We start from the raw sequence: 12,078 nt of genomic DNA, 5'->3' as shown, positions 1-12,078 counted from the left end.
TAGAAAATCTACAGATACGGAACGTCCATGCCCCACGATTCCCAAGATGCCAATGTGGTTGCCGAAGTCGCCGCCGTCACCGAACGCGTGATCGCGCGCAGCCGCGCGAGCCGCGCCGCCTATCTGGCCCGCTGCGAGCGGACCCAGCAGGAACTCGGCCCGCTGCGCGGCATGTCGTGCGCGAACCTCGCGCATGGCTACGCGGCACTGCCGGCCAACGACAAGCTGCGCCTGCGCGTCGACCATGCGCCGAACCTCGGCATCGTCACCGCGTACAACGACATGCTGTCCGCGCACCAGCCCTATGAGCGCTATCCGGCCGTCATCCGCGAAGCCGCGCGCGCGGTGGGCGGGGTCGCGCAGGTGGCCGGCGGCGTGCCGGCCATGTGCGATGGCATCACGCAGGGCAATGCGGGCATGGAACTGTCGCTGTTCTCGCGCGATGCCATCGCCATGGGCACCGCGGTCGCGCTCTCGCACAATACGTTCGATGCGGCCGTGATGCTCGGCGTCTGCGACAAGATCGTGCCCGGCCTGCTGATGGGCGCGCTGCAGTTCGGCCATCTGCCCGTGGTGTTCGTGCCCGCGGGCCCGATGGCGAGCGGCCTGCCCAACAAGGAAAAGGCGCGCGTGCGCCAGCTCTACGCAACGGGGCAGGTCGGTCGCGACGCGCTGCTGGAAGCCGAATGCGCGGCCTATCATGGCGCGGGCACCTGCACGTTCTATGGCACCGCCAACAGCAACCAGTTCCTGATGGAGATCATGGGTCTCCATATGCCGGGCGCGGCGTTTATCCATCCGGACGCCGGTATGCGCGACGCGCTGACCGTGGCGGCCGCGCAGCGCGCGCTGGCCCTTACCGCGCGCGGAAACGAATACACGCCCATCTCGCGCATCGTCGATGAACGCGCGGTGGTCAACGCGATGATCGGCCTGCTGGCCACCGGCGGCTCCACCAACCACACGATCCACCTCGTCGCGATGGCGCGCTCCGCCGGTATCGTCATCGACTGGAACGACTTCGATCGCCTGTCGCGCGTGACGCCGCTGCTCGCGCGCGTCTATCCGAACGGCTCGGCCGACGTGAACCACTTCCACGCGGCCGGCGGCGTGGCCTACGTCATCGCCCAGCTGCTGGATGCGCGCCTGCTGCACGAAGACGTGGAGACCGTGGCCGGCCGCGGCCTCGCCCGCTATGCGCAGGAGCCCGTGATGACCGACGGCACGCTGCAATGGCGCGACGGTCCGGCCACGAGCGGGGACGCCACCGTCCTCGCCCCGGCGTCGGCCCCGTTCTCGCACGAAGGCGGCCTGCGCCTGATGGCGGGTAACCTCGGCCGCGGCGTGATCAAGGTGTCCGCGGTCGCGGAGGAACATCGCGTGATCGAGGCCCCGGCACGCGTGTTCGAATCGCAGGAAGCGCTGCAGGCCGCATTCGAAGCCGACGAACTCGATCGCGACGTCGTGGCCGTGGTGCGCTTCCAGGGGCCGAACGCCAACGGCATGCCCGAACTGCACCGGCTCACCCCCGCGCTCGGCGCGCTGCAGGATGCCGGGCACCGCGTCGCGCTGGTGACCGACGGCCGCATGTCGGGCGCATCGGGCAAGGTGCCCGCCGTGATCCACGTCGGCCCCGAGGCCCTGGCCGGCGGTCCGCTGGCGCGCGTGCGCGACGGCGACCTGATCCGCGTGGATGCGGTGGCCGGCACGCTGGAACTGGTCGGCAGCGCCGAGGCGCAGGCCGAGTTCGCGGCGCGCACGCCCGCGACCGCACCGGCCGACGACTTCGCGCGCTTCAGCCTGGGCCGGGGACTCTTCGGCCTGTTCCGCCGCCATGCGCGCACCGCGGAAGAGGGCGGCAGCGCGATGGACCTCTCCGAAGCGGACGCTGTCCAAACGGCACCGGTCGTCGCACAATAGGGACGCCCGTTTTATGCATTCCCGCCGGCGCGTGCCGGCGGGCACCCCCGTGCCCGGCATCCGAACGCCGCGCGAGGGCTACCGACAAGGATGGCACGACCATCCGACCATGATCGACGGAGCAGACATGATCTATATCCTGATGGGCGTTTCCGGCAGCGGCAAGACCACGGTCGGCCAGCTGCTGGCCAGCCGCCTGCACTGCGGCTTCCACGACGCCGACGAATTCCATAGCGCCGCCAACAAGGACAAGATGCACGCGGGCATTCCGCTGACCGACGAGGACCGCTGGCCGTGGCTGGCCGCCATGCGCGCGGCCATCGATGCGGCCATCGCGGAACGCCGTCCGCACGTGTTTACCTGTTCCGCACTGCGGCAGGTCTATCGCGACCGCCTGACGCCGCCCGATGGCGGCGTGACGTTCGTCTACATGAAGGGCGACGCCGAGACCATCGGCGGCCGCCTGTCCGTGCGCACGGACCATTTCTTCAACCCGGCGCTGCTGCAGAGCCAGTTCCAGACGCTCGAGGAGCCGCGCGACGCGCTGGTGCTCGATATCCGCCGGTCTCCCGATGAACTGGTGCAGGACATCCTCGACCGCTGCCCGCCCACCTGCTGACGCGCGCCATTGCCAGGTTGGCAAGCATCTTGCTAGATTGTCGCCATGCATCGGGAGGGCCCCATCTTGCGGGATTTCCTGATGCGGATATGCTGATCGAGAGGCATCAAAAAAGCATCGATAACCCTTCCAACGAGAGGAGCGGCCATCATGGCGGCGCGTTTTTTCGACGAGATGCTTGAAGCCAGGGACGACGGTGGGATGAGCGTCGTGCAGGCAGGGGAGACATTGCCGGCCAGTGCCGTGCGCGCGCACTACCGGAGCTTTGCCGACTGGCTCGGACGCCAGCCTGGCGCGGTCATGGACAACAAGCGCGCGGAAGCGGACCTGATCTTCCGCCGCGTGGGCATCACGTTCGCGGTCTACGGCGACAAGGACGAGTCCAACAGCGGCACCGAGCGGACCATACCGTTCGACGTGATCCCGCGTATCTTCCCCGCCAGCGAGTGGGCCACGCTCGAGCGTGGGCTGCGGCAGCGCGTGGCCGCGCTGAACCGCTTTATCCACGACATCTATCACGGCCAGGACATCATCCGCGCGGGCGTGATTCCCGCGGACCAGATCTACAACAACGCCCAGTACCGGCCCGAGATGCTCGGCATCGACGTGCCGCGCGATATCTATGCCCATGTGGCGGGCATCGACGTGGTGCGCGCGGGCGAGGGCGAGTTCTACGTGCTCGAGGACAACCTGCGCGTGCCGTCGGGTGTCTCGTACATGCTCGAGAACCGCAAGATGATGATGCGGTTGTTCCCGGAGCTGTTCGCGCGCAACCGCGTGGCGCCCGTCGCGCACTATCCCGACCTGCTGCTCGACATGCTGCGCGGCGTCTCGCCGCAGAACATCGCCGATCCGACCGTGGTCGTGCTCACGCCGGGGATGTACAACTCGGCCTACTTCGAGCATGCGTTCCTCGCACAGCAAATGGGCGTGGAGCTTGTCGAGGGCAGTGACCTGTTCGTCGAGGACGAGCACCTGTACATGCGCACGACGCAGGGGCCGCAGCGCATCGACGTGATCTATCGCCGCGTCGACGACGACTTTCTCGACCCGCTCGCGTTCCGGCCGGACTCCGCGCTCGGCGCGGCGGGGCTGCTGTCGGTCTACCGCGCGGGCAACGTCACGATCTCCAACGCGATTGGCACCGGCGTGGCCGACGACAAGTCGATCTACCCGTATGTGCCCGACATGATCCGGTTCTACCTCGGCGAGGAGGCCATCCTCTCGAACGTGCCGACGTACATGTGCCGCCGCCCCGACGACCTGCAATACGTGCTCGACCATATGGGCGAACTCGTGGTCAAGGAAACGCACGGCGCGGGCGGCTACGGCATGCTCGTGGGTCCCGCCGCCACGCGCGCGGAGATCGATCAGTTTCGCGAAGTCGTGCGCGCGCGGCCGGAGCAGTACATCGCGCAGCCGACGCTGGCGCTGTCCACGTGCCCGACGTACGTGGAGTCCGGCATCGCGCCGCGCCATATCGACCTGCGGCCGTTCGTGCTGTCGGGCAAGGAGGTGCGCATGGTGCCGGGCGGCCTGACGCGCGTGGCATTGCGCGAAGGCTCGCTGGTGGTGAACTCCTCGCAAGGGGGCGGCACCAAGGATACGTGGGTCTTGGAACGCTAACAGGTCATTCGCCGGGAGAACATCATGCTGAGCCGCACCGCCGACCACCTGTTCTGGATGGCCCGCTATACCGAGCGCGCGGAGAACACCGCGCGCATGCTCGACGTCAACTATCAGACCTCGCTGCTACCCCAGTCCGCCGAAGTGGCGGAGCAGGGCTGGTGGGCGATGCTCGATATTTCCGAGCTCACCAACGCGTTCGACAACAAGTACGGCCTGCTTACGCGCGATGACGTCATCGACTTCATGGTGCGCGACATGACCAATCCGTCGTCGATCATGAGCTGCCTGCGCGCGGCGCGCGAGAACGCGCGCGCGGTGCGCGGCTCGCTGACGACCGAGGTCTGGGAAACGCTGAACACCACGTGGCTCGACGTCCAGCGCCAGATCGCCGACGGCGAGCTGCACAACGACCCCTCGCGCTTCTTCGAGTGGGTCAAGTTCCGCTCGCACCTCGCGCGCGGCGTGCAGTTCGGCACCATGCTCAAGGACGACGCGTTCCACTTCATGCGCCTGGGCACGTTCCTGGAGCGCGCGGACAACACCGCGCGGATTCTCGACGTGAAGTTCCAGGCATCGGGCAGCGACGACACCGATCCGAATCGCGAGCAGAACGACTTCTATCACTGGGCCGCGGTGCTGCGCTCGGTGTCGGGCTTCGAGGTCTACCGCAAGATCTATCGTGCCGTGATCACGCCGCAGCGCGTGGCGGAACTGCTGATCCTGCGGCCCGACATGCCGCGTTCGCTGGTGTCCAGCATGGACGAGGTGGTGTCGATTCTCGCGCTCGTGGCCAACCAGCAGTCGTCGGAGACCGAGCGTCAGGCTGGTAAACTCCACGCTGACCTGAAATATGCGCGGATCGACGATATCTTCGCGTGTGGTCTGCATGCCTACCTGACGAGCTTCCTGGAGCGCATCGGCGACCTCGGCAACGGTATCAGCCGGGATTTCCTGGTGCCGCTCGCTGCCTGAGGCACATACGATGCCCCCCGAGCGCGCGGCGCGCGCAGACTTGCCCACACGCGGGTCTGCGCGCTCGCATCTACCGTGAAATACAAGATTCATCACAAGACCGTCTACCGCTACGCGGAGCCCGTGCGCCGCAGCGTGCACGAACTGCGGCTGGAGCCGCGGACGGGCCCGCTGCAGTTGGTGCACGCGTGGCAAGTCTCGGCCCCGGGCAATCTGTCGGCAGCCCGTGACGGATTCGGCAACATCATCCACAACTTCACGCTGGCCGGCCCCGCCAGCCGCATCGAGATCGTCGCCGCGGGCGAGGTCGAGGTGATCGCGACGGCAGGCGCCACGGGCTTCCACGACCTGCCCGAGGAGGGCGAGGCACGTGTCTCGCCGCTGTACTTCGTCGCACCCACGCCGATGACGGCCGCGCCCGCGGAAATCCGCGCATTTGCCGCGCCGTTCCTCGCAGCCGGGCACGAACTGCCCGCGCTGCTCGCACTGGCCGACGGCATTGCCGGCCGGGTGCGCTACAAGGCCAATACGACCGATGTCGGCACGTCCGCGGCGGAGGCCTTCCACCTCGGCAGCGGCGTGTGCCAGGACCAGGCGCAGGTGATGGTCGGCGCGTGCCGCGCGTTCGGTATTCCGGCGCGGTATGTCAGCGGTTACTTCTACGATCCCGCCGCTACCGAGATGGCCAGCCACGCCTGGGCCGATATCTGCCTCGACCCCGAAAGCGGGCTCTGGTGCAGCATCGACGTGACGCACCGCTGCGTGACGGACGGCCGCCACGTGCGCCTTGCCGTGGGGCGCGACTATGCGTCCGCCGCACCAATCCGGGGCATTCTCGAGGGCGGTACCGGCGAGACCATGACCGTGACGATCGACATCTCCGAGGTGGCCTGACCCGGCTGCGCCATCCCTCAAACGGGCGCGAGCTTTCCCCGGGGCGCTAGAATGCAGGTTTATGCCGCACGCGCCATCGCGCGGGCGGGCGCCCCCAAAATCATAGCCATGACGTACTGCGTAGCCATGCGGCTGGATGCCGGCCTGGTATTCCTTTCCGATTCCCGCACCAATGCCGGTGTGGATGCGATCTCCACTGCACGCAAGATGACGGTGTTCGAGGAACCCGGCGACCGCGTGATGGTGCTCATGACGGCCGGCAACCTTGCCATCAGCCAGTCCGTGCGCCAGTTGCTGGCCGAAGGCCGCGACGAGAAGCGCTCCCTCTGGACCGCGCGGGACATGTACGAAGCCGCGACGATCGTCGGCGACGCGGTGCGCGCCGTGCACAAGCGCGATGCGCACGCGCTGCGCGACGCCGGCATCGAATTCAATGTGAGTCTCGTGTTCGGCGGCCAGATTCGTGGCGAACGCACGCGGCTGTTCCATATCTACGCGGCCGGAAACTTCGTCGAGGCGACGCCCGAGAACTGCTACTTCCAGATTGGCGAGGCGAAGTACGGCAAGCCGATCATCGATCGCGTCGTGCATCCGTCGCTGCCGCTCGGGGAGGGTGCCAAGTGCGCGCTGATCTCGATGGATTCGACGCTGAAGTCGAATATCTCGGTGGGCCTGCCGCTGGACCTGCTCGTGTACGAGGCCGACTCGCTGCGCGTGACGCGCTTCGTCACCATCGACGAGAAGAATTCGTACTTCCGTATGATCCGCGACACGTGGGGGCAGCGTCTGCGCCAGGTGTTCGGCGAGATCTGCAACCCTGAATGGGATGCCGGCAAGCCCGCGGAATTCCCGCTCGCGCGTGACGACGCCGACCGCTGGGGACAGCCCGTACGAGCCAAGCGCGAACGCGCATGAAGGGCTCGCTCATGTATAATCCCGATTTCCCCGGCAAGCTCGGTTTATGACCAAATTCGTCTTCGTCACCGGTGGCGTCGTCTCTTCTCTCGGCAAGGGCATCGCTGCTGCTTCGCTCGCGGCCATTCTCGAGTCGCGCGGCCTCAAAGTCACCCTCCTCAAGCTAGATCCCTACATCAACGTCGATCCCGGCACGATGAGCCCCTTCCAGCACGGCGAGGTGTTCGTGACCGAAGATGGCGCCGAGACCGACCTCGACCTCGGCCACTACGAGCGCTTCGTTTCGGCCAAGATGCGCAAGTCGAACAACTTCACGACGGGCCAGATCTACGAGTCGGTGATTCGCAAGGAACGCCGCGGCGAGTACCTCGGCAAGACCGTGCAGGTCATTCCGCACATCACGAACGAGATCCAGGCATTCGTCGAACGCGGCGCCGCCGCGTCGCACGACGGCAAGGCCGACGTGGCGCTCGTGGAAATCGGCGGTACGGTCGGTGACATCGAGTCGCTGCCGTTCCTCGAAGCCGCGCGCCAGATGAGCCTGCGCCTCGGCCGCAACCACTGCGCGTTCGTGCACCTGACGCTGGTCCCGTTCATCGCGAGCGCGGGCGAGCTCAAGACCAAGCCGACGCAGCACTCGGTGCAGAAGCTGCGCGAGATCGGTATCTCGCCGACGGCGCTGCTGTGCCGCGCCGACCGTCCGATTCCCGACGACGAGCGCGCCAAGATCTCGCTGTTCGCCAACATCCCGCAGGAAGCCGTGATTTCGGTGTGGGATGCGGACAGCATCTACAAGATTCCGCAGATGCTCAACGAGCAGGGCCTCGACCGCCTGATCTGCGAGGAGCTGCGCCTGGACCCGAAGCCGGCCGACCTGTCGATGTGGCAGCGCCTGGTGAACGCGCAGGAAAACCCCGAACACGAAATCCGCATCGGCATGGTCGGCAAGTACGTCGATCTGACCGAGTCGTACAAGTCGCTGATCGAGGCGCTGCGCCACGCCGGCATGCATACGTCGACGCGCGTGAACATCGAGTACATCGACTCGGAAGAACTCGAGTCGGGTCACCTCGAAGTGCTGCAGCCGCTCGACGCGATCCTGGTGCCGGGCGGCTTCGGCAAGCGCGGGACCGAAGGCAAGATCCGCGCGATCCAGTATGCGCGCGAGAACAAGGTGCCGTACCTCGGCATCTGCCTGGGCATGCAGCTCGCGGTCATCGAGTACGCGCGTCACGTGGCCGGCATGGCCGACGCGAACTCGACCGAGTTCAACCTCGAGACCGAGCATCCGGTCGTGGCACTGATCACCGAGTGGGTCGACCGCGAAGGCAAGGTCGAGCAGCGTACGGCCGAGTCCGACCTGGGCGGCACGATGCGCCTGGGCGCGCAGCGCGTGCCCACGAAGGAAGGCACCAAGGCCAATGCGATCTATGGCGCCGAAGTGAACGAGCGCCATCGTCACCGCTATGAGGTCAACAACCACTACGTGCCGCAGCTCGAGAACGCCGGCCTCGTGATTTCGGCGCGCACGCCGACCGAGAACCTGCCCGAGATGATGGAGCTGCCGGATACGCTGCATCCGTGGTTCGTGGGCGTGCAGTTCCACCCGGAATTCACTTCGACGCCGCGTGATGGCCATCCGCTGTTCAAGGCCTATGTGGAAGCCGCGCTGGCCAGCCAGCAGCGCAAGGGTGCCTGAGCCCGGGCCCCACTGAGGAGACATCATGAAACTGTGTGGATTCGACGTCGGCCTGAACCATCCGTTCTTCCTGATCGCCGGTCCGTGCGTGATCGAGTCCGAGCAGATGGCGCTCGACACGGCAGGCGAGCTGCGCGAGATCACGAAGGCGCTCGGCATTCCGTTCATCTACAAGTCGTCGTTCGACAAGGCCAACCGTTCCTCGGGCAAGACGTTCCGCGGTCCGGGCATGGAGCGCGGCCTCGAGATCCTGGCGACGGTGAAGCGCGAGATCGGCGTGCCGGTGCTTACGGACATCCACGAGGTGGACGAGGTCAAGCCCGTCGCCGCCGTGGTGGACGTGCTGCAGACGCCCGCGTTCCTGTGCCGCCAGACCGATTTCATCCGTGCCTGCGCGCAGAGCGGCAAGCCCGTGAATATCAAGAAGGGCCAGTTTCTCGCGCCGCACGACATGAAGAACGTCATCGACAAGGCCCGTGACGCCGCGCGCGACGCGGGTCTGCCGGACGACGTGTTCATGGCCTGCGAGCGTGGTGTCTCCTTTGGCTACAACAACCTCGTTTCCGATATGCGCGCGCTCGCGATCATGCGCGAGACGGGTGCGCCCGTGGTATTCGACGCCACGCACTCGGTGCAGCTGCCGGGCGGACAGGGTACGAGCTCGGGCGGTCAGCGCGAGTTCGTGCCGGTGCTGGCCCGCGCCGCGGTGGCAACCGGTGTGGCGGGTCTCTTCATGGAGACCCATCCGGATCCGAGCAAGGCGATGTCCGACGGCCCCAACGCGGTGCCGCTGTCGCGCATGAAGGAACTGCTGGCCGTTCTCCGGGACCTCGATGCGCTGGTCAAGCGCGCGGGCTTCCTCGAGGACAACTTCGGCTGGCCCGCCGCCTGCGCGTAAGCCATGACGCTCCCATCGCCCGCGCCTGCCGCGGGCGATGTCGTTTCGGTGTCGGGTATCGGCAGTCAGTACTGAAACTTCGTACAGAATTCGCAGATACTGCATGGCCGCCGCGCGCAACTTGGCCTATGCTTTCCCGGTTTCCCAATCGAGCAGCATCAAGAATCAACAGTAGAGAGAGGAATTCATGAGTGCAATCGTAGATATCATCGGTCGCGAGGTTCTCGACTCGCGCGGCAATCCCACGGTCGAATGCGACGTGCTGCTGGAGTCCGGCGTGATGGGCCGTGCCGCGGTGCCGTCGGGTGCGTCCACGGGTTCGCGCGAAGCCATCGAGCTGCGTGATGGCGACAAGTCGCGCTATCTGGGCAAGGGCGTGCTGAAGGCCGTCGAACACATCAATACCGAAATCTCCGAAGCGATCATGGGTCTGGATGCCTCCGAGCAGGCATTCCTCGACCGCACGCTGATCGACCTCGACGGCACCGACAACAAGGGCCGCCTGGGCGCCAACGCCATGCTGGCCGTGTCGATGGCCGTGGCCAAGGCTGCCGCCGAAGAAGCCGGCCTGCCGCTGTACCGCTACTTCGGCGGTTCGGGCGCGATGCAGATGCCGGTGCCGATGATGAACATCGTCAACGGTGGCGCGCACGCCAACAACAGCCTGGATATCCAGGAATTCATGATCATGCCGGTGTCGCAGACGAGCTTCCGCGAAGCGCTGCGCTGCGGCGCCGAAGTGTTCCACGCGCTGAAGAAGATCCTGGCCGACAAGGGCATGTCCACGGCGGTCGGTGACGAAGGCGGCTTCGCGCCGAACTTCTCGTCGAACGAGGAGTGCCTGAACACCGTGGTGCAAGCCATCGAAAAGGCCGGCTACCGCGCGGGCGAGGACGTGCTGCTGGCGCTGGACTGCGCCGCGAGCGAGTTCTACCACGAGGCGGAAGACGTCTACCAGCTGGAAGGCGAAGGCCTGAAGCTGAGCTCGACGCAGTTCGCCGACTACCTGGCCAACCTGTGCGACAAGTTCCCGATCGTGTCGATCGAGGACGGCATGGCCGAAGGCGACTGGGACGGCTGGAAGACGCTGACCGAGAAGCTGGGCAAGCGCGTGCAGCTGGTCGGTGACGATCTGTTCGTGACGAACACGAAGATCCTGAAGGAAGGCATCGAGAAGGGCATCGGCAACTCGATCCTCATCAAGATCAACCAGATCGGCACGCTGACGGAAACGTTCGCCGCCATCGAGATGGCCAAGCGCGCGGGCTACACCGCCGTGATCTCGCACCGTTCGGGCGAGACCGAGGACAGCACGATCGCCGACATCGCGGTGGGCACCAACGCCGGCCAGATCAAGACCGGTTCGCTGTCGCGTTCGGACCGTATCGCCAAGTACAACCAGCTGCTGCGCATCGAGGAAGACCTCGGCGATATCGCGAGCTACCCCGGCAAGAGCGCGTTCTACAACCTGCGCTAAACCTTTGGCGGTTGCCTGCCGATAAGACGGCGCTGTCCTCGAGATGAGGGCGGCGCCGTTTTTCGTTGCATGTTGGAACACCTTTTACAGGCGTTCCTGCGCTTTTGCTTTGCATTCTCGTGCGGCATGCGCCATGATTGTGCCGGCTCATATCGCTCCGAATTTGACTAGCGCCCCTTGACTAGCGCCCCTTCCTGTCTCAGATGCGCCTGATCTCGCTGTTGCTGTTTATCCTGCTGCTGGCTATCCAGTACCCGCTCTGGCTGGGCAAGGGCGGATGGCTGCGCGTCTGGGATCTGAACCATCAGGTGGAAGAGCAGGCCAGCCGCAACCAGTCGCTGAAGCTGCGCAACGCCAAGCTTGAAGGGGAAGTGAAGGATTTGCAGGATGGCACGGGCGCGATCGAGGAACGCGCGCGCTACGAGCTCGGCATGGTCAAGGAAGGCGAAGTGTTCGTGCAGTTCGTCGCGCCGGCCCCGAAGGTCAGCGCCACGCCGCCGCTGCCGCCGCCGCCGAACTCGGTCGCCGGCATGGGCGGGCATCACTGAACCGCATCTCCCGCCGTTCGCTGCCGGTCACCCCCCAGTCACCCCGGTTGCCCCCGGTCACCACCAGCCGTACGGGTAACCCCCCCAGCCGCCGCCCCAGTATCCGGGCGAGCCGACGCTGACGCCGTAGCCCCAGCGGCTGCCGCCACCCCAGCCGCCACCCCAGCCCCCGTAGTACATGTTCCAGTTCGTGTAGGGATACGCCGCGTAGGCCCACGCCTGCGCCTCCTGCTGGCGCGCGATGACCGACTCCTGGTCGCGCAGGATCTGCGCGTTGAGGGCGGTCAGCTGCTGCTTCTGCTCGGCGGTGACGGGCGGGGGCGGCACCGCGTTGGGCGCGAGCCGCGAGGTGAAGGGTGCGCCATTGATGTCACGCGGCAGGTCCGCCGCGCAGCCGCCCAGCAAGCCGCCAAGCAGGCCGGCCATCGACCCACCCATTAGCAGCGCGGCCAACGCGCGGGAAACGATCTTCCGGTCTGGCAAGGTCTTCATCTCAGCCTCCTCCAA

11 protein-coding genes are annotated in these 12,078 nt (G+C 66.3%); 10 read left to right on the top strand and 1 reads right to left on the bottom strand.

Annotated elements, in window-relative coordinates; all coding sequences use genetic code 11:
* Positions 1-27 precede the first annotated feature (27 nt).
* The 10 genes from edd (at position 28) to ftsB (ending at position 11,571) form a co-directional block, all read left to right on the top strand.
* The gene (edd, locus tag FOB72_RS09335; protein WP_150372253.1) at positions 28-1,920 is read left to right on the top strand and encodes a phosphogluconate dehydratase; all 1,893 of its coding nucleotides are present in this window, start codon (positions 28-30) and stop codon (positions 1,918-1,920) included.
* Positions 1,921-2,047: 127 nt separating this feature from the next.
* On the top strand, positions 2,048-2,539 hold the full coding sequence (locus FOB72_RS09330; protein ID WP_150373838.1) for a gluconokinase: 492 nt from the start codon (positions 2,048-2,050) through the stop codon (positions 2,537-2,539).
* A gap of 150 nt (positions 2,540-2,689) precedes the next feature.
* Positions 2,690-4,165: a circularly permuted type 2 ATP-grasp protein gene (locus FOB72_RS09325; protein ID WP_150372252.1), complete on the top strand. Its 1,476-nt coding sequence runs from the start codon at positions 2,690-2,692 to the stop codon at positions 4,163-4,165.
* Positions 4,166-4,189: 24 nt separating this feature from the next.
* A complete protein-coding gene (locus tag FOB72_RS09320) occupies positions 4,190-5,140 on the top strand; it encodes an alpha-E domain-containing protein (protein ID WP_150372251.1) in 951 nt (316 codons plus the stop codon).
* A 75-nt stretch (positions 5,141-5,215) separates the two neighbouring features.
* Positions 5,216-6,034, top strand: a complete 819-nt coding sequence (locus tag FOB72_RS09315) for a transglutaminase N-terminal domain-containing protein (protein WP_150372250.1) — start codon at positions 5,216-5,218, stop codon at positions 6,032-6,034.
* 108 nt (positions 6,035-6,142) lie between these two features.
* Entirely contained in the window at positions 6,143-6,949 is an 807-nt protein-coding gene (locus tag FOB72_RS09310) for a peptidase (RefSeq protein ID WP_150372249.1), read from the top strand.
* A gap of 46 nt (positions 6,950-6,995) precedes the next feature.
* On the top strand, positions 6,996-8,648 hold the full coding sequence (locus FOB72_RS09305) for a CTP synthase (protein ID WP_150372248.1): 1,653 nt from the start codon (positions 6,996-6,998) through the stop codon (positions 8,646-8,648).
* 25 nt (positions 8,649-8,673) lie between these two features.
* Positions 8,674-9,546, top strand: a complete 873-nt coding sequence (gene kdsA / locus FOB72_RS09300) for a 3-deoxy-8-phosphooctulonate synthase (RefSeq protein ID WP_150372247.1) — start codon at positions 8,674-8,676, stop codon at positions 9,544-9,546.
* A gap of 187 nt (positions 9,547-9,733) precedes the next feature.
* Positions 9,734-11,023: a phosphopyruvate hydratase gene (gene eno, locus FOB72_RS09295; protein WP_150372246.1), complete on the top strand. Its 1,290-nt coding sequence runs from the start codon at positions 9,734-9,736 to the stop codon at positions 11,021-11,023.
* 203 nt (positions 11,024-11,226) lie between these two features.
* Positions 11,227-11,571 (top strand): cell division protein FtsB, encoded by a 345-nt coding sequence (ftsB, locus tag FOB72_RS09290; protein WP_150372245.1) that lies wholly within the window; start codon positions 11,227-11,229, stop codon positions 11,569-11,571.
* Positions 11,572-11,628: 57 nt separating this feature from the next.
* Here the strand turns inward: ftsB and FOB72_RS09285 are convergent, their stop codons facing one another.
* Complete coding sequence (locus FOB72_RS09285; protein ID WP_411859785.1) at positions 11,629-12,063, bottom strand: hypothetical protein; 435 nt, start codon at positions 12,061-12,063, stop codon at positions 11,629-11,631.
* Between the last annotated feature and the right edge of the window lie 15 nt (positions 12,064-12,078).

Source organism: Cupriavidus pauculus (assembly GCF_008693385.1).
In the GTDB taxonomy this organism is placed as follows: Bacteria; Pseudomonadota; Gammaproteobacteria; order Burkholderiales; family Burkholderiaceae; genus Cupriavidus; species Cupriavidus pauculus_D.
The sequence above is the reverse complement of the archived record's forward strand: the minus strand, read 5'-3'. Positions and strand labels throughout refer to the sequence as shown.